We start from the raw sequence: 17,323 nt of genomic DNA, 5'->3' as shown, positions 1-17,323 counted from the left end.
CCTATATCCGGCACCTGCTGCATAAGGCTGCTCATGAGCGAACAATCTTCCCTTCAGATCAAGCTGCGCATCAAGGGTGGCAGCGGTCCCAATGCAAACTGGCACTGGGAAATCCAGGACGCCGACGGCAAGGTCATCAAGACCGGCAGCGCCGTTGGCCCCGAGCACAAGGCATTCGCCACTGCGCGCATCGCCAAGGAAAAGCTGGAGCAAGCCTCCGGCAAGTAAGCCGATACGACCGACGAGCATGCCGTGACAACTCCTGCGTCCGCCGCCGAAACGACACAAGCGGTGGCGCGTGGCCCGCTGTATGGCATATCGCTCAAGGTCGTCTCGGTGGTCTTCTTCGTGATCATGGCCGCCTGCCTCAAGGCCACCGAAACCATCCCTGCGGGGGAACTGGTTTTCTTTCGCTGTTTCTTCGCCATTCTTCCGGTGGTTGTCTGGCTGGCCTGGCGTGGCCAGATGCGACAGGCGCTCCACACGAAAAGGCCTTGGGGCCATGTGCTCCGTGCCCTTGTCGGAGCCACCTCGATGAGTCTTGGGTTCTTCGCCCTGACCCGTTTGCCCCTGCCGGAGGCGACAGCGATTGGCTATGCCGCCCCGCTTCTCATCGTGGTGTTCAGCGCCATCCTGCTCAAGGAGCGGGTGCATGTGTTTCGCTGGACCGCCGTCATCATCGGCCTTGTCGGGGTGCTGATCATTCTCTGGCCGAGGCTGACGCTTTTTACCAGTGGGGAGCCGCTGGGCGATAGCGAAGCTCTCGGTGCGATCGCTGCCTTTGGCGGAGCGATCGTCACCGCCTTTGCACTGATGCAGGTACGCAATCTGACACGCACCGAGCGAACCGAAGCGATCGTAGTCTATTTCTTTATCATTGCCAGCCTCATGTCGCTGCTGACCATCCCCTTTGGCTGGGTCATGCCGACAATGGAACAGGCCCTGTTGCTCGTCGGGGCCGGCTTTGCCGGTGGGATCGGGCAGTTGCTGATGACCTCGTCCTATCGCCATGCCGACATGTCGGTCATCGCGCCCTTCGAATATGTCTCCCTGCTGCTGACGCTGGTGATCGGGTTTTTCATCTTCGGAGACATTCCGACCCTGACCATGGTCCTTGGCGCTGTCATCATCGTCGGATCGGGAATCGCGGTGATCCTGCGCGAGCACTATCTTGGCCTTGATCGCATCAAGGCCAAGGAAGCCAGCACGCCGTAGATTTTCCGAGCTGGGTCCTGCCGGGCTATATCAGGACGCGCCAAAGACACCCTCACCGCCTCGGCTGCGCCGAGCCACCTCCGCCCGAGAGGGAGAGGAATAAAGCCGGCCACCGTTCTCTTCTTCTCTCACTCGGGGAGAGGTGGCGCGTAGCGCCGGATGAGGGGGTGGCCGGATTTAACCGGCCTTGGGCAGTTCGGACCAGCCCTGGCGTTTGCGGTAGATGGTGGAGGGGCTGATTTCGAGCGCGGCGGCCGCAAGCGAAATGTTGCCGGAAAAGGCGGCGATGGCGTCTTCGATGATCTTTTGTTCCTGCTGCCACATGGGCAGGATCGCGCGGCGCGTTTCGCTGCGGGAGGGCGCGACCGTCACTGGAGCGAAAGCCTGAGACTCGATATCGGCCGCATCGAGCATGCCGATATCGATCTCGCCGCCATCAAACATGACCACGATGCGGCGGATCAGGTTTTGCAGCTGCCGCACATTGCCCGGCCAGTCGGCCGCCGTGAGTTGCTGGGCCGATTCTTGGGTGAATGAGCCAAAACTCTTGTGCTCTTCGCGCGCGTAGCGATCAAGGAAATGCCGGGCCAGAACCATGATGTCGGTCGGACGCTGGCGCAGCGGCGGCAGGTGGATCGGCAGCACATGGAGCCGGTAGAACAGATCCTCGCGGAACTTGCGCTCGGCGATCATCTGCAGGGGATTGCGGTTGGTCGCGCAGATGACGCGCACATCGACCTTGCGCATATTGGCTTCGCCGACGCGTGAAATCGTGCCCGTCTGGAGAAAACGCAAAAGCTTGGATTGGAGCGAGAGGTCCATCTCGCCCACTTCGTCCAGAAACAGCGTGCCGCCATCGGCGAGTTCAACTGCTCCCTTGCGGTCTTCGTGAGCGCCAGTAAAGGCGCCGCGGGCGACGCCGAACAGTTCGCTTTCCATCAGGTCGCGCGGAATGGCAGCGCAGTTGATGGCGACAAGCCGCTTGGCCGCGCGGGGCCCCTGGCTATGAAGCGCTTCGGCGCAGACATCCTTGCCCGTGCCGCTTTCCCCGGTAATGAAGACGGGCGCCGACGACGAGGCGACGCGACCGATCTGCTCGTAAAGAAACTGCATGGCGCTCGAGGCGCCGACGAAACCGGCAAAATCGGCGACGTTCTCGTTGCGCGCCGTATCGAGCCCAAGCGAGCGCGGCCGGCCATGGCGCTGCGCCAGCTCGCCGATACGGGTGGCAAGGGCCGGCCCGGCAATGGGCTTGGTGACGTAGTCATGGGCGCCCGAGCGCATGGCTCCGACAGCGGCACTGACCGAGGCACCGCTTGCCATGGCGATCACCAGCGCGCCTTCTGCGAGGCGCACGATCCGGCTCATGCTTTCCTCGTCGCGCTCGGCGATATCGGCAAGGCTGGGCATGTCGGCAAGAATGATATCGAACCGATGCGCGCGCAGCAGCTCGATGGCGTCACGGCCGGACCGGGCGATCTCGACAAGCGGCGCGCACAGCATGGCGCGGCTCAGTGATTCGCCAGTCTGCGCAGCAGTTTGGGCATCTGCATCGATTAACAGGAGCCGTCCGCTGAGCGGGCCATCAAGGCCGGTATTCATCGCCATTGCGCCAATTTCCCAATAATTCGCCGATATCAGGCAGATTCGGCGTTGCCGCGATTATTGGCCAACAGGGTAAATAATCCGTTTTACCCCCACGATCGCGTGTCGGTGCTTTTTCCATCACAGAGGCGATGGTATGACGGGCCAAGCCGAATCTTGACGTTTCATGAATCCGGGATGCCCATGCAGGCTCTGGTCTATCTTTTTATCGCGCTTGGCTCTGCGGCTCTGGGCGCCGCTGCCTATTTCGGGCTCGGGTTCACCCCTGCGGAAGCGCTGTTGCTGAGCCTGATCGCCCTTTCGGCCGGTGCGCTCGTGATGGAACGGCGGCTGCGCCTGCGCGCGGAGCGCCGGTTGGAACGCGGCATCGAGGATCTTTCACGGCTCCTTGCAACCGATGCCCAGGCCGGCTCCGTGCTCGGCCGCCGCATCAATGCCCTTTCTGAACTCAATCCCGGCCAGCGCCTCGAAGCTGTCGAAGCCGATATTTCCGTGCTCGGCACGGTGATCCGCCAGGTGGCCGAAGCGGTGGCCGAAATCGAGGACAAGGCCGGCGAAGCCCCGGCATCTGCGTCAGCCGAGCGGTTCGGGTCCGACAGCAAGCGCAGCCAAACTCTTTCGCCCGAGCCTGCGGAAGAAGAGGTCGAGCCGATCATTCCCACCGAAATGGTGCGTCAGGCCATTGCGGAAAACCGGCTGGTCTTTCACATCCAGCCCATCGCGCGGCTGCCGCAGCGCCGGCCTGCCGGCTATGATCTCGTTCCGCGCCTTTTGCTTGAAGACGACGATCTGGCCGAGCCTGGCGATTTTCTGCCGCGCCGGGGCGGCGACGATGTGGTGCAGCGAGTGGAAGGCAATGCCCTGAGCGAAGCGGTGGCCATTGCCCGCCGCGCCCGCACGGGTGGACAGACGATCACGGTCAACGTGCCGCTGAGCGGGTCGACCCTGCGCGACAGCGCCGCCGTCGAACAGCTGATCGCGGTGCTCGATGCCAATCGCGCCATCGCCACCAATCTGGTGTTTCTGATCGGCGAGGCCGATTTCCAGAACCTGAGCCAGACCGCGCGCCAGGCCCTGCAGGCCATTCAGCGCCGCGGTTCGGGTTTTTCGCTCGGGGCCACGACTTCGCTGCGGCTCAACTTCGCGGACCTTTCCGAATTGGGCGTGCGCTCGGTGCGCGTCAATGCCGGGCGGCTGATCAATTCGCCCCAGAGCTATACCGACTTTCACCTCTCCGATATCGCCAGCTATGTCGGCCGCTTCGACATCACGCTGCTCGCCACCGGAGTGAGCGACGAGCGGCAGATCGTCGAACTGCTCGACAACGAGATCCTTCTTGTCCAGGGCAACCATATTGCCCCGGCCGGCCCAGTGCGACCCGACCTGCTGCTCGAGCCGGCGCGGACCGTTGCGCCCATGGCGCTGGCCCAGGGTCAGCGGCGGCACGCCGAGGTTTAGAGGGCAGGAGGCGTTCCCTTCTTCCTCTCCCGCTCGGGGAGAGGTGGCTCGGCGCAATCGAGTCGCTGAGAGGGAGGTTTCTCTCTCATCTGAGTTTCAAGGCCCCCTCATCCGGCGCTGCGCGCCACCTTCCCCCCGAGAGGGGGAAGAACAGACAGGGCTCGCCGGCGCGTCTTCGAATATGCCAATGCAATGGACACGGCCTTGAAACCGTTTCGGGCTTGATTGCCGCAGGCAAACTGCCACATAGCTGCCGGACACTTTTACCCAATGGACCCAAGCCATGTCGTCACCTTTGCCGCTCATCTCTGGCCTTTCGGATCTGGCGGGGCGCTACGATGCGGTGCTGAGCGATGTCTGGGGTGTGATCCATAACGGGGTTTCTGCCTTTCCCGAGGCCATCGAGGCGCTGGTGAACTATCGGCGGGCCGGGGGCACGGTGGTGCTGATCACCAATGCCCCGCGTCCATCACCGCCCATCATCGCCATGCTCGACCGGCTCAATGTGCCGCGCGAAGCCTATGACGGCATCGTTTCCTCGGGCGATGCGACGCGCACCATGATCAGCAAATATCGGGGGCGGGCGATCCACCATGTGGGTCCGGCGACCGAGGACGATGCGCTCTACGACGGATTCGATCTCCGGCGCACCGGGCCGGAAGAGGCCGAGGTCGTGGTCGTCACCGATCTCGATACCGACAACGACACGCCCGAAATGTATCGCGAGCGGGCGAAGTTCTGGCTCTCGCGCAAATTGCCGATGATCTGCGCCAATCCCGACCGCGTCGTCGAGCATGGCGACCAGATTATCTATTGCGGCGGGGCGCTCGGAGACCTTTATGCCGCCATGGGGGGCATGGTGCTGATGGCAGGCAAGCCCTATCAGCCGATCTACGAAGAAGCGTTTCGCCTCGCCGAACTGGCGGCCGGCAAGGGGCTCGACAAGAGCCGGGTGCTGGCCATCGGAGACAGCGTGCGCACTGACGCGACGGGCGCCGCCCAGTTCGGCATCGACCTGCTGTTTATCACCGGCTCGATCCATGCCGCCGAACTCGACGCCTTCGGCAAGCCCGATCCGCAGGCCATCGCCGATCTGATCGAGCCGAGCCGCGCGCGGGTCGCCGGGTTTCTGCCGCGGCTGGCCTGGACTTCGTGACGTGAGCCGCTTCCAGCGTCTGTCCAGCTTTGCCGGGCTGCCCGAGAGCCTGAGGGGAGGCTACCTCGCCATCGGCAATTTCGATGGGCTGCACCGGGGGCACCAGAAGGTGATCGCGGCGCTGCGCGAGCGGGCCCATGCCGCCGGCGCACCGGCGCTGTTGCTGACCTTCGAGCCGCATCCGCGCGATGTGTTCGCTCCGGCTCCCTTCATGTTCCGGCTGACCGGCGGAGATGCCAAGGCGCAGCTGGCCGAGGCGCTGGGGCTCGATGGGATCATCATTCTGCCTTTCGACAAGGCCTTTTCCCAGATCGAAGCGGAGGCCTTCGTTTCCGATATTCTCGTGGAGGCACTCGGGGTGAAGGCGGTGTTCGTCGGCTCCGATTTCCATTTCGGACGCCAGCGCCGCGGCACCCCGGCATTTCTGCGCGAGGGCGGCGAGAGGCATGGTTTTGCCGTCGACATGCTCGATCTCGAAGACGAGGGAGACGAGCCGATCTCGTCCTCGCGCATTCGCGCCGCGCTGTCCGAGGGCGCGGTGGTGGCGGCCAATCGGCTCCTTGGCTATCATTGGTTTTTTGAAGGATGCGTGGTCAAGGGCGACCAGCGCGGGCGCGAATTGGGCTATCCGACCGCCAATACGCGCACGCCCGAAGGTTTTCAGCTGGCCCAGGGCGTTTATGCGGTGCGCGCCCGGGTGGATGGACGGCTCTTCGATGGCGTTGCTGCCTATGGCAAGCCGATGTTCGACAATCAGCGCCCGCCTTTCGAGACGCACCTGTTCGATTTTTCCGAGGATATCTACGGCAAGACCATCGCCGTGAGCCTTGTGGAGCACATTCGCGGCCAGGAAGTATTCAAGGGGCTCGAGGAGTTGATCGCGGCCATGGATCGCGACAGCCGCAAGGCGCGCGCGTTGATTGCGGCGGCTGGACCGATCAGCGATCTTGATCGGAAGCTTGGGTTTTTCGGGTAATCTTTCTTCACCTCTCCCTCTGGGGGAGAGGTCGGATTGCGTAGCAAGCCGGGTGAGGGGGCCTCGTTCTTACTTTGGTATTTGCCGAAGGCCCCCTCACCCGCCGCTTCGCGTCGACCTCTCCCCCAGAGGGAGAGGTGAGAACAAATCACCCTTTGCCCCATGGGCCCTGCCTTGCTAAAAGGCCCGCACTTCTTCCAGAACCGATTGCCGTTCCATGACCGACACCGCTCAAAGCGCGACCGAGAAAGACTATTCGGCCACGCTCTTCCTGCCCGAAACCGAGTTTCCGATGCGCGCGGGCCTGCCCGATCGTGAGCCGATCTGGCTCAAGCGCTGGCAGGACATGGATCTATATGCCCTGCAGCGCGAGCAGGCCAAGGACCGGCCGCTGTTTACGCTGCATGACGGCCCGCCCTATGCCAATGGCAATATCCATATCGGGCATGCGCTGAACAAGACGCTGAAGGATCTTGTGGCGCGCTCCATGCAGATGCTGGGGCACAACTCGGCCTATGTGCCGGGCTGGGACTGCCACGGCCTGCCGATCGAATGGAAGATCGAAGAGCAGTACCGGGCCAAGGGCAAGGACAAGAACGAGGTTCCGGTGGTTGAATTCCGCCAGGAATGCCGCAGCTTTGCCGAACAGTGGGTGGATATCCAGCGCGAGGAGTTCAAGCGCCTCGGCGTGCTGGGCGAGTGGGATAATCCCTATCTCACCATGAGCTTTGATGCCGAAGCCCAGATCGCGCGCGAGCTGATGAAGGTGTCGATGTCCGGCCAGCTTTATCGCGGCTCCAAGCCCGTGATGTGGTCGGTGGTCGAACGCACAGCGCTCGCCGAAGCCGAGATCGAATATGCCGACTATGAGAGCGACACAATCTGGGTGAAGTTCCCGGTGACTAAGGGGCCGCATCTGGGCGCCTCGGTGGTTATCTGGACGACGACGCCGTGGACCATTCCGGCCAACCGCGCCATCTCGTTCTCGTCGCGGGTCGAATACGGCCTCTACGAAGTGACCGAAGCGCCGGCGGAGAACTGGGCCAAGGTGGGCGACAAGCTGATCCTTGCAGACAAGCTCGCAGCAGAAACCTTTGCCAAGGCGAAGGTGACCGGTTTTGAAAAGCGCGCGGCGGTTTCGGCCGAAGATCTTCTTGCCATCACCGCCGCCCATCCCCTGCGCGGCTTTGCCGATGGTTACACATTCGACGTCCCCCTGCTCGATGGCGAACACGTGACCGATGATGCCGGCACTGGCTTTGTTCACACAGCGCCCGGCCATGGTCTCGACGATTTCGGGATCTGGATGGAATCGACGCGGCTTTTGCAGGAGCGTGGCATCGATCCAGCTATACCCTATGTGGTGGATGACGCCGGTTTTTATACTAAGGACGCGCCGGGCTTCGATGGCGCGCGGGTCATCGACGACAATGGCAAGAAAGGCGATGCGAACCAGCGTGTCATCACCGCGCTTGCCGAGCACGGCAATATCATCGCCCGTGGCCGCGTGAAGCATCAGTATCCTCATTCCTGGCGTTCCAAGAAGCCGGTGATCTATCGCAACACGCCGCAATGGTTTGTCTATATGGACAAGCCTATCGCAGCCTCCCCCTCATCCGGCCCTGCGGGCCACCTTCTCCCCGAGGGGGAGAAGAACGAGGCTGATACGCTGCGCAACCGCGCGCTCAAGGCGATCGACAAGACAAAATTCTATCCGGCCGCGGGCCAGAACCGCATCCGCGCCATGATCGCCGACCGGCCCGATTGGGTGCTGTCGCGCCAGCGCGCCTGGGGCGTGCCGATCACCGTGTTCGTGCATCGGGAAAGCGGCGAGATCCTCAAGGATGAAGCGGTCAATCACCGCATTGCCCAGAGCTTTGAGGAAGAGGGTGCGGACGCCTGGTACAAGCCTGGCGCGGCCGAGCGCTATCTGGGCGCAGATCGCCGGATCGAAGACTACGAGATGGTGCGGGACGTGCTCGATGTCTGGTTCGACTCTGGTTCGACGCATTCCTTTGTTCTGCGCAACAAGCAGAAGTGGCCGCACCTGAAATTCCCCGCTTCGATGTATCTCGAGGGTTCGGACCAGCATCGCGGCTGGTTCCATTCCTCGCTGCTCGAAAGTTGCGCCACCAATGGCCACGCGCCCTATGACAGCGTGCTGACCCACGGCTTCACCATGGATGGTGAAGGCAAGAAGATGAGCAAGTCGCTGGGCAATACCGTTGCCCCGCAGGACATCATCAAGCAGTACGGCGCCGATATTCTACGGCTTTGGGTGGCGTCTTCGGACTATTCGGAAGACCTGCGCCTCGGCAAGGAAATCATCCAGACCACGGTCGATGGCTATCGCAAGCTGCGCAATACGCTGCGCTGGCTCCTCGGTAATCTCGCCCATTTCAAGGCCGACGACGTCGTCGATTTCCGCGACATGCCCGAGCTTGAGCGGCTGATGCTGCATCGGCTGGCTCAGCTCGATCGTGGGGTACGCGCCGCGTACAAGGAATATGACTACCGCAAGGTAGTGACGCTCCTGACCAACTTCATGAATATCGAGCTGTCGGCGTTCTATTTCGATATCCGCAAGGATACGCTCTATTGCGACCCGATTTCCTCGATCAAGCGCCGCTCGGCGCTGACCGTGCTCGATCATCTGTTCAACGCGCTGACGGCGTGGCTGGCGCCGATCCTGGTCTTCACCATGGAAGAGTGCTGGCTCGAACGCCATCCGGGCGAAACGGAATCGGTGCACCTGCGTCTGTTCCCCGACGTGCCGGCCAACTGGATCGATGACGAACTGGCGGCCAAGTGGCAGCTGATCCGCGCGGTGCGCCGCGTGGTGACCGGGGCGCTCGAGATCGAGCGGCGCGAGAAGCGGATCGGTTCCTCGCTCGAGGCTGCGCCGGCCGTCTTTGTGGCCGATCCGCGTTATATCGTGGCGCTTGAAGGCCAGAACCTGGCCGAGATCGCCATCACCTCGACGATTTCGGTCAAGCAGAACGAGGGTCCGGCTGAGGCTTTCCGGCTCGATGATGTGCCGGGCGTCTCCGTCGTGCCGGCCATGGCCGAGGGCACGCGCTGTGCGCGCTCCTGGAAGGTGCTGCCCGAGGTTGGCACCGATCCGGAATATCGCGACGTAACGTTGCGCGATGCCCAGGCGCTGCGCGAACGCGCGGCGGCGGGGCTCTAGTTTTTGACACTCACCAGTTTGGGTATCCTCGGAAGTCACCCCGGCTTTTGGCGGGGGCCCATCCTGAGATCTCAAGCTGGGCCCCGGCCTGCGCCGGGGTGACATTCGGAGGTTAGGAAGAGCTGACCCACCCGACCAGACCCCTCATCCGGCGCTTAGCGCCAGCTTCTCCCGCAAGGGAAGAAGGGAAGCAGGAGAGTGCGTTGAGTACCTCGAAAGTCCGTTCTACCTACACCTCGCTTGTCGCCGCCATTCTCGCCTTCGGGCTCGATCGGGCGCAAAAGGGCTATCATATTGCGGCTGACTGCTATGCGGTCGGTCAGGCCAATTGCGTCTCGATCTTTTCCAACTACCAGCCATTTTCGATGACCGGATGGCGCGGGGGCGAGATCGTGCCGGTGACCTCGTTCTTCGACTATGTTCTCGTCTGGAACACGGGGATTTCCTATGGCCTGCTCGATGGACTGCCAGTCTGGACGCTGGGAGCGATCATGATGGCCGCCATCGTTGCGCTCTCGGTCTGGTGGTGGCGCACCGATGCTCCGATCGTGCGGCTGGGCCTTGCCTTGTGCATCGGCGGAGCGCTCTCCAATGCTCTCGACCGGCTGATCTATGGCGCGGTGGCGGACTTCTTCCACTTCCATTGGGGGAGCTGGTCCTTTTATATCTTCAACATCGCCGATATGGCGATTACGCTGGGCGTCATCCTGTTGTTGCTCGATCTTGTCGGGTTCGGCCGCAAGAAGACCCCGGCGGCATCATGAGGCTTAACAATCATTGTGCTGCCCGAATCTGGCCTTAGGGGCGGGAATGCGGTATAAGCGCCGCCGATATGGTAAGGGACGTTTCATGCATATTGGATTGACCGGCCGCGAGGGCCGCATTTCGGCCGCAGCGCGCGCTGGGCTTGCAGGTCTTGCCCTGATGGCGACTTTGGCTCTGGGCGCCTGCACCACGGTTGAAGGCACCAATGCGCTGACCGATTTCGGCACGTTCGAACGCGAAGTGATGAACGATACCGCGCGCGGCGTCGGCTTGATCCCCGGCAATGCGCCCAAGGAAGACCTGACCGCAGCGCGCGCGCCGCTGGTTCTGCCGCGGAACGGCAACAATCTGCCGGCGCCATCGGCCCAGGTGGCAGCCGCGCAACTGCCGGCGGACAGCAGCACCGTTCGCATCGACACATCCAATCTGAGCGAAGCCGATCTCCAGCGCCTGCGCAGCGCGCGCGTCGTCGATCTGCGCTCGCTCTCGGGCCGCCCGCTAACCCCCGAGGAAGCCCGTGCGCTGACAGCGCGCATGAGCTCGGCCGGCATGCAGGTGAGCAGCGCGGCAAGCCGTCCGCTCTATCTGCCTCCCGGGGAGTATTTCACCCGCGTCGGCGACGCCAATCTTGTTTGCCGTGCCCCCAATGGGGAACTGGTTCCGATCAGCGATGCACGCTGCCCCGACGAAGTGCGCCGCGCTCTGCGCAGCCAGGGGCCAAGCAGCAATCAGCTCAGCACATCGGCCGACCCGCGCCTGACCAATTCGGAAACCTCCCTCCGGTAATCGCCGGCTGGATCGCAAATCTCTTCTGGCGGCCGGACGATCCGGCCGCCTTTCGCTTTCTCCGCGCCGCCCATTGTGGGTCCCGCATGATATGGAAGTCCTGTTCGCATGAGCGACACCAAGAAACCCGAAACCGCCGATCGTCTTGCCAAGGTCATGGCCCGCGCCGGGCTCTGTTCCCGCCGAGATGCCGAAGGCTGGATCGCTGCCGGCCGCGTCACGGTCAACGGCAAGAAGGTCATCACGCCCGCCTTCAACGTGACGAGCCGCGACAAGATCACCGTCGACGGCAAGCCGCTGGCCGAGCGCCAGGGCACGCGCGTGTGGCTTTACCACAAGCCGGCAGGCCTCGTGGTCACCGAAAAGGACCCGGAAGGCCGCCCGACCATTTTCGAAGAGCTCGAGGAGAAGGGCCTGCCGCGGGTCGTCACCGTCGGCCGGCTCGACATCAATACCGAAGGCCTGCTTCTTCTGACCAATGATGGCGGGCTCAAGCGTGTGCTCGAACTGCCCTCCACCGGCTGGCTGCGCCGCTATCGCGTGCGCGCATATGGATATGTCACCCAGAGCCAGCTCGACGCGCTCAAGGACGGTATCACCGTCGACGGCATCAACTATGGGCCCATCGAGGCAACGCTCGAGCGCCAGCAGGGGCATAATTCCTGGATCGTGGTGGGGCTGCGCGAAGGCAAGAACCGCGAGGTTAAGAACGTGCTTGGCGCGCTCGGGCTTGAGGTCAACCGGCTGATCCGGGTGTCCTATGGTCCGTTCCAGCTCGGGGAACTGGGTGAAGGCGAGATCGAGGTGGTCAAGGCCAAGATGCTGAAGGATCAGCTGGGCCGGAAGCTGGCCGAAGCGGCCAATGTCGATTTCGACAGCGAGATGCCCGAAGGCCTGTTCCCGCCGCCCCAGGCGATGAGCGAAAGCCCGCGCAGCCGCGGCACGGCGCGCCGGCCGACATCGGCGGCGCGCGGCGGTTTCGGCAATCGCGAGGAGGAGCGTCCGGTCCGGCCGCGCCGCATCCACTTCGACGAGGATGGGCGCGCGCCCGAGGAATACGAACCCAAGGGGCCGGGCCGTCAGCGCGCCGACAAGGACGACCAACCGGCACGCAGCTTCGGCCGCCCCGAGCGTGGTGAGCGCCCGGCGCGCGCAGAGCGCCCCGGCGGGGATCGCAAGAGCTTTGGCGACAAGAAGTCTTTTGGCGACAAGAAGTCTTTCGGGGACAAAAAGCCTTACGGCGACAAAAAGCCCTATGGCGAGAAGCGGTCCTTTGCGGACCGGCCGCAGCGTGGCCGCCGTTCAGAGGGCGATGAGCGCCCACAGCGCGGCTATGGCGAGAGGCCCCAGCGTGCATTCGGGGATCGGCCCGAGCGTGGCGGGCGTCCGGATCGTCCGGCGCGTTCATTTGGAGATCGGCCGGAACGGGGTGGAGGCGATCGTCCGGCGCGGCCCTATGGCGACCGGCCGGAACGCAGCGGCGGTGAGCGGCCCGCACGGCGCGACGATCGCGCAGGCGGCAAGAGTTTCGGCGACCGCAAGGCATTTGGCGGGAAGCCCTCCTTCGGCGGCACGCCAGGCGGAAAGCCCGCGTTCGGCGACAAGTCCCGTGGGCCGCGTCCCTCTGGCGGGCGCCCAACGGGAGGTCGTCCCGAAAGTGGACGTCCAACCGGTGGTCGTCCCGCAGGCGGCGCGCGTCCTGGCGGCAAGCCTTCCGGCGGACGCCCGGGCGGCCAAAGGAAGCCGCGCGGCTAAACCATGCGGATCGTTGCTGGAAAATATCGCGGCAAGCAGATCAATTCGCCCGCGGACGATGCCATTCGTCCAACGGCGGATCGCGTGCGCGAAAGCATGTTCAACATCCTCGGCTCGCGCATCGGTCCAGTTTTCGAGGGCAAGCGTGTGCTCGACCTTTTCGCCGGCACCGGGGCGCTGGGGCTTGAGGCGCTTTCGCGCGGGGCGGCTCACGTCACCTTTGTCGATATCGGAGCCGAGGCGCGCGGGCTGATCCGCGACCATATCCAGGCCTTCGGCGTTGCCGGCATCACCAAGCTTTTGCGGCGTGATGCGACCGGGCTCGGCACGCCGGGCACGTTTGGCCAGTTCGATCTGGTTTTTCTCGACCCGCCTTATGGTCAGGGGCTTGGCGAGCGGGCTCTGGCGGAACTGGCGGGCAATGGCTGGCTCAAGCCGGGGGCGACGCTGGTCTGGGAAGAGAGCGTTGCAGCAAACGTGACCATTCCCAACGGCTTTACACTCGAAGACACGCGCGAATATGGGGCGGCGGCGGTGCGGTTTCTCCAGTTCGAGAGTATAGGCCCCTAGCCCCTCGAAAGCCGCCCGTTGGCGCCAGTGCCGCAGCGCGCGGAGGCGCTTGCCGTTCAGGTAGAGCCGCAATAGTTGATCGCTGGCGTTGAGAACCAAGCGCTGTCTGCCGAGTTCGTTTCTTGTGTTTGCAAGGAGCGAGTGGATGAGTGACGAGATCAGGGCCGGCGGGTGTCTGTGCGGGGCGGTGCGATATCAGGTGCGCGGCGAGCCGTTCAAATCCGGGCTCTGTCACTGCGCCGATTGCCGCAAGCTGACGGGCACAAGCTTTCTGGCCTATGCCGACTGGCGAAGCGATCAATTCAGCTATGAGGGCGAGATCAGCACCTATGAAGGGCGCTCGTTCTGCCCCACATGCGGATCGCGGCTCTTCAGCCTCGAGGACCGAAAGGTCGAAGTCTTTCTTGGATCGCTCGACGATGCACCCAATGGCATCAAGCCGCAGGTCGAGGGCTGGTGCAAGAGGCGCGAACCCTGGCTGCCGGTCCTGCCGGGCATGCCGATGATGCCCGCTGATCCCTAAGCGGCCTGGTTAAGGCAATCGGCGCAGCGGCCGCGGATCTCCATTGTCGTGCGTTCGACCTTGAACCCCTTGGCTTCAGCCCAGGCGCCCAGGCGCTCGTCGATCACTTCATCGGCAAACTCGTCGACCCGGCCGCAATTGTCGCAGATCGCGAAGGCGATCAGGCCAGAGCGGCGATGGCAATGGCTGTCGGCACAGGCAACGAAGGCGTTGATCGATTCAAGCCGATGAGCGAAGCCCCGCTCGACGAGTTTGTCGAGCGCGCGATAGACCTGAAGCGGGGCACGCAAGCCGTCCCCGCGCAACTTGTCGAGAATGTCATAGGCGCTGAGCGGACCGGTGGTTCCGGTCAGGGCGCCCAGCACCAGTTCCTGATTGCGCGTCAGGTCGGTGGGCATCGGGTGATCATGCGCCATGGCTTGGCCTCCTGCCGAACAAACGTGCGGTTGGCACCGCAAGCGAGATCAAAAAGATCATCAGGGCCGCAACCACGATGGACGGTCCCGAAGCGGTATCCCAGGTGAGCGATCCATACAAGCCGCCCACTACCGCCATGGCACCGAGCCCAGCGGCGATCAGCGCCATCATTTCGGGTGTGGCACTGAGGCGCCGGGCAGTCACCGCAGGGATGATGAGGAGCGAAGTGATCAGCAGTACGCCCACAAGGTTCATGGCGATGGCAATGACGAGTGCCATAAGCAGCATCAGAACGATGCGGCTGACCTCGGGATTGAGCCCCTCGGCCTCGGCGAGTTCGGGGCTGACGGTGGCGGCGAGGAGCGGCCGCCAGTTGAGCGCCAGAACCGCCAGGATCGCCGCCCCGCCACCGTAAATCACAAAGATGTCGTTCACCGAGACCGCGAGAATATCGCCGAAGAGGAGGCCCATCAGATCAAAGCGTACGGTGGTGAGAAAGCCGACGAGCACAAGGCCGACGGCGAGCGAGGAATGGCTCAAAAGCCCGAGAAGTGCGTCGGTCGATAATGTGTTTTGCCGCTGCAGAAGAAGCAGGGCGCCGGCGACAAGCGCTGCGACGACGAAGACGCCGAAGGTGATATTGATCGAAAGCAGCAGCGATATGGCAACGCCCAGAAGAGCGGAATGGGCCATGGTGTCGCCGAAATAGGCCATGCGGCGCCAGACGACGAAACAGCCCAGCGGGCCGGTGACCGCGGCAAGGCCAATGCCGGCAACGATGGCGCGGGAAAAGAAATCAGCGAGCATTGGCGATGCTCCACAAGAGGGACGGCGATTGCCGCGACACCCACCTGGCTCTCCTTTGGGAGGGGGCAGGTTGGTGGTTGGCGGGAAAGCGAGGCAAGGAGGGCGAGGCGGAGTGGGGATGGGCCGGCTTATCCATGTCCATGTCCCGCATGCTCGTGATGCCGGTGGGCATGAGCGCCGCCCTTGCCGACGACGCACCCGTCGTCGTGGTGCTCGTGATCGTGATGGTGCTCGTAGATGGCGAGGGTGGAAGCGGCGCGTGGCCCGAACAGCGCGAGATATTCGGGGCTGCTCTTGACCGCCGAGGGCGTGCCGCGGCAGCAGACGTGACCATTCAGGCAAAGCACAGTGTCTGTCTCGGCCATGACGACGTGAAGATCGTGGCTGATCATCAAAATGCCGGCTCCGGTGGTATCGCGGATCTGGCGCACGAGTTCATAAAGCGCGACTTCGCCGGAGAAATCGACACCCTGCACGGGCTCGTCGAGGACGAGCAGATCGGGTTTGCGGATCATGGCGCGCGCAAAAAGAACACGCTGGAATTCACCGCCGGAGAGTTCCTGCACGGCGGCATGGAGAAGGCGCAGGGCGCCGACCGCAGAAAGCGCCGCCTCGATCGCGCCGGAGGAGAAGGAGCCGGTCAGCGTCATCAGGCGCTCGACAGTGAGGGGCAGGGTCCAGTCGATGCTGAGCTTTTGCGGGACATAGCCGATGGTCAGGCCGGGCTTGCGGATGACAGTGCCGCTCGTGGGCTTGAGCACGCCCGTCGCCATCTTGGCGGTGGTGGATTTGCCCGAGCCATTGGGGCCGATCAGGGTGACGATCTCGCCGCGGGCAATGGTCAGATCTATCCCCTCGACCAGCGGCCGCCCGCCCCGGGCGTGACCGGCCTTGGCCAGCGTGATCAGCGTTTCGCCCCGCGCGCGCATATTCATAGGACTTTCCACAGGCACTCTTGACGGTATGATTTACGTTATAGCATAACGCCACTTCAAGTGTAATAACATTACATGTGATTGAATTCGACGTTCGCGAGGTGAACCATGAACCGGCTGCTTCCCTTATTTTCCCTGACCAGCCTGCTGCTTGCCGGCACGGCACAGGCAGCGCCCGAGGTGGTCGCCTCCACCAAGCCGGTGCACGCGCTTGTGGCCGCAGTGATGGAAGGGGTCGGAGAGCCAGGCCTGATCGTCAAGGGCGCGGCGTCGCCCCACACCTATTCGCTGCGCCCCTCGGATGCGGCAGCGCTTGAAAGCGCCGATGTGGTGTTCTGGACCGGGCATGGCATGGAGCTGTTCCTCGCAGACGCGCTGGAGACACTGGCCTCGGGCAGCCGCACCGTGGAGCTTTCCCGAGCCGATGGCATCACACTCCTGCCCATGCGCGAAGGCGGCACTTTCGAGGCCCATTCGCATGACGATCACGGGCACGATCACGAGCATGGCCATGGACATGACCACGCCGATCAAGGGCATGAGCACGGCGACGGGCACGATCACGGCCACGAGGAACATGATCATGATCATGATCACGGCCACCACCACGACCACGATCATGGCGAAGGCGATATGCACTTCTGGCTGGACCCGGAAAACGCCAAGCTGATGGTAACCGAAATCGCCTCCGTGCTGGCCGAGGTCGATCCGGACAATGCCACCGCCTATCAAGCCAATGCCGAGGCAGAGATCGTCTCGCTCGACCAGCTCGAGGAAGAGTTGCGCGACACGCTTGCGCCTGCGCTGGACAAGCCGTTCATCGTCTTCCACGATGCCTATCAGTATTTCGAACAGAGGTTCGGGCTGACCTCGGCCGGTTCGATCACCGTTTCGCCCGATGTGATGCCGGGCGCTGCGCGCATCGAGCAGCTGCGCGCCAAGGTGAGCGAGCTGGGGGCGACCTGCGTTTTCGCCGAGCCCAATTTCCAGCCCACGATCGTCAACACCATCGTCGAGGGAACTTCGGCCAAGGTCGGCACGCTCGACCCCGAGGGCAGCGCGCTTGCCGAAGGTCCCGGCCTTTATGCCGAACTGCTGCGCGGGCTCGCGCAGGGCATGGTCGATTGCCTCGACTGATCGGCACCTGGCATCACCTCTTGCTCGA

At 63.4% G+C, this 17,323-nt stretch carries 16 protein-coding genes; 12 read left to right on the top strand and 4 right to left on the bottom strand.

The window, feature by feature from the left end; all coding sequences use genetic code 11:
• Positions 1–33 precede the first annotated feature (33 nt).
• Entirely contained in the window at positions 34–228 is a 195-nt protein-coding gene (locus tag BM364_RS12285) for a hypothetical protein (protein ID WP_092424984.1), read from the top strand.
• A 24-nt stretch (positions 229–252) separates the two neighbouring features.
• Positions 253–1,215 (top strand): DMT family transporter, encoded by a 963-nt coding sequence (locus tag BM364_RS12280; protein WP_244542859.1) that lies wholly within the window; start codon positions 253–255, stop codon positions 1,213–1,215.
• Between the two features lie 177 nt (positions 1,216–1,392).
• On the opposite strand, the gene BM364_RS12275 is transcribed toward BM364_RS12280, so the two are convergent.
• On the bottom strand, positions 1,393–2,823 hold the full coding sequence (locus tag BM364_RS12275) for a sigma-54-dependent transcriptional regulator (RefSeq protein WP_092424982.1): 1,431 nt from the start codon (positions 2,821–2,823) through the stop codon (positions 1,393–1,395).
• A gap of 174 nt (positions 2,824–2,997) precedes the next feature.
• On the opposite strand from BM364_RS12275, the gene BM364_RS12270 reads away from it, so the two are divergent.
• The 9 genes from BM364_RS12270 to BM364_RS12230 all read left to right on the top strand — a co-directional run bounded on the left by BM364_RS12270 (position 2,998) and on the right by BM364_RS12230 (position 13,999).
• Positions 2,998–4,278 (top strand): EAL domain-containing protein, encoded by a 1,281-nt coding sequence (locus BM364_RS12270; RefSeq protein ID WP_092424981.1) that lies wholly within the window; start codon positions 2,998–3,000, stop codon positions 4,276–4,278.
• A 283-nt stretch (positions 4,279–4,561) separates the two neighbouring features.
• Positions 4,562–5,434: a TIGR01459 family HAD-type hydrolase gene (locus BM364_RS12265; protein ID WP_092424979.1), complete on the top strand. Its 873-nt coding sequence runs from the start codon at positions 4,562–4,564 to the stop codon at positions 5,432–5,434.
• 1 nt (position 5,435) lies between these two features.
• The gene (locus BM364_RS12260; RefSeq protein WP_092424977.1) at positions 5,436–6,410 is read left to right on the top strand and encodes a bifunctional riboflavin kinase/FAD synthetase; all 975 of its coding nucleotides are present in this window, start codon (positions 5,436–5,438) and stop codon (positions 6,408–6,410) included.
• 217 nt (positions 6,411–6,627) lie between these two features.
• Positions 6,628–9,600 (top strand): isoleucine--tRNA ligase, encoded by a 2,973-nt coding sequence (gene ileS / locus BM364_RS12255; protein ID WP_092424975.1) that lies wholly within the window; start codon positions 6,628–6,630, stop codon positions 9,598–9,600.
• Positions 9,601–9,803: 203 nt separating this feature from the next.
• A complete protein-coding gene (gene lspA / locus BM364_RS12250) occupies positions 9,804–10,364 on the top strand; it encodes a signal peptidase II (protein WP_175528586.1) in 561 nt (186 codons plus the stop codon).
• Between the two features lie 85 nt (positions 10,365–10,449).
• Positions 10,450–11,151, top strand: a complete 702-nt coding sequence (locus BM364_RS12245; RefSeq protein ID WP_092424971.1) for a hypothetical protein — start codon at positions 10,450–10,452, stop codon at positions 11,149–11,151.
• Between the two features lie 108 nt (positions 11,152–11,259).
• Positions 11,260–12,906, top strand: a complete 1,647-nt coding sequence (locus BM364_RS12240; protein ID WP_092424969.1) for a pseudouridine synthase — start codon at positions 11,260–11,262, stop codon at positions 12,904–12,906.
• A 3-nt stretch (positions 12,907–12,909) separates the two neighbouring features.
• Positions 12,910–13,476, top strand: a complete 567-nt coding sequence (rsmD, locus tag BM364_RS12235; protein ID WP_092424967.1) for a 16S rRNA (guanine(966)-N(2))-methyltransferase RsmD — start codon at positions 12,910–12,912, stop codon at positions 13,474–13,476.
• Between the two features lie 145 nt (positions 13,477–13,621).
• Positions 13,622–13,999: a GFA family protein gene (locus BM364_RS12230; protein ID WP_092424965.1), complete on the top strand. Its 378-nt coding sequence runs from the start codon at positions 13,622–13,624 to the stop codon at positions 13,997–13,999.
• Here BM364_RS12230 and BM364_RS12225 read toward each other — a convergent pair.
• The 3 genes from BM364_RS12225 to BM364_RS12215 all read right to left on the bottom strand — a co-directional run bounded on the left by BM364_RS12225 (position 13,996) and on the right by BM364_RS12215 (position 16,158).
• On the bottom strand, positions 13,996–14,415 hold the full coding sequence (locus tag BM364_RS12225) for a Fur family transcriptional regulator (protein WP_244542858.1): 420 nt from the start codon (positions 14,413–14,415) through the stop codon (positions 13,996–13,998). The two genes, BM364_RS12230 and BM364_RS12225, sit on opposite strands and share 4 nt — an antisense overlap.
• Positions 14,405–15,223 (bottom strand): metal ABC transporter permease, encoded by an 819-nt coding sequence (locus tag BM364_RS12220; RefSeq protein ID WP_092424963.1) that lies wholly within the window; start codon positions 15,221–15,223, stop codon positions 14,405–14,407. Before BM364_RS12220 ends, BM364_RS12225 begins: the two co-directional genes overlap by 11 nt.
• Positions 15,224–15,351: 128 nt before the next feature.
• On the bottom strand, positions 15,352–16,158 hold the full coding sequence (locus BM364_RS12215; RefSeq protein ID WP_092424961.1) for an ATP-binding cassette domain-containing protein: 807 nt from the start codon (positions 16,156–16,158) through the stop codon (positions 15,352–15,354).
• Positions 16,159–16,266: 108 nt separating this feature from the next.
• Here BM364_RS12215 and BM364_RS12210 point away from each other — a divergent pair, with 108 nt between their 5' ends.
• Positions 16,267–17,295 carry a zinc ABC transporter substrate-binding protein gene (locus BM364_RS12210; protein ID WP_092424959.1) on the top strand — a complete coding sequence of 343 codons (1,029 nt, stop codon included), beginning with the start codon at positions 16,267–16,269 and terminating at the stop codon, positions 17,293–17,295.
• Positions 17,296–17,323: the final 28 nt, after the last annotated feature.

Origin of the sequence: Devosia crocina, assembly GCF_900116545.1 — a bacterium.
Lineage (GTDB): Bacteria > Pseudomonadota > Alphaproteobacteria > Rhizobiales > Devosiaceae > Devosia > Devosia crocina.
This window is presented reverse-complemented; position numbering and strand designations above follow the sequence as displayed.

What these genes read in the sequence shown, in the direction of transcription:
- BM364_RS12215 (WP_092424961.1), bottom strand. Translation starts at nt 16,158, where the DNA reads ATGAATATGCGCGCGCGGGGCGAAACGCTGATCACGCTGGCCAAGGCC.
- BM364_RS12225 (WP_244542858.1), bottom strand. Translation starts at nt 14,415, where the DNA reads ATGGCGCATGATCACCCGATGCCCACCGACCTGACGCGCAATCAGGAA.
- rsmD (WP_092424967.1), top strand. Translation starts at nt 12,910, where the DNA reads ATGCGGATCGTTGCTGGAAAATATCGCGGCAAGCAGATCAATTCGCCC.
- BM364_RS12275 (WP_092424982.1), bottom strand. Translation starts at nt 2,823, where the DNA reads ATGGCGATGAATACCGGCCTTGATGGCCCGCTCAGCGGACGGCTCCTG.
- BM364_RS12210 (WP_092424959.1), top strand. Translation starts at nt 16,267, where the DNA reads ATGAACCGGCTGCTTCCCTTATTTTCCCTGACCAGCCTGCTGCTTGCC.
- BM364_RS12240 (WP_092424969.1), top strand. Translation starts at nt 11,260, where the DNA reads ATGAGCGACACCAAGAAACCCGAAACCGCCGATCGTCTTGCCAAGGTC.
- BM364_RS12245 (WP_092424971.1), top strand. Translation starts at nt 10,450, where the DNA reads ATGCATATTGGATTGACCGGCCGCGAGGGCCGCATTTCGGCCGCAGCG.
- BM364_RS12230 (WP_092424965.1), top strand. Translation starts at nt 13,622, where the DNA reads ATGAGTGACGAGATCAGGGCCGGCGGGTGTCTGTGCGGGGCGGTGCGA.
- BM364_RS12270 (WP_092424981.1), top strand. Translation starts at nt 2,998, where the DNA reads ATGCCCATGCAGGCTCTGGTCTATCTTTTTATCGCGCTTGGCTCTGCG.
- BM364_RS12220 (WP_092424963.1), bottom strand. Translation starts at nt 15,223, where the DNA reads ATGCTCGCTGATTTCTTTTCCCGCGCCATCGTTGCCGGCATTGGCCTT.
- BM364_RS12285 (WP_092424984.1), top strand. Translation starts at nt 34, where the DNA reads ATGAGCGAACAATCTTCCCTTCAGATCAAGCTGCGCATCAAGGGTGGC.
- BM364_RS12265 (WP_092424979.1), top strand. Translation starts at nt 4,562, where the DNA reads ATGTCGTCACCTTTGCCGCTCATCTCTGGCCTTTCGGATCTGGCGGGG.
- ileS (WP_092424975.1), top strand. Translation starts at nt 6,628, where the DNA reads ATGACCGACACCGCTCAAAGCGCGACCGAGAAAGACTATTCGGCCACG.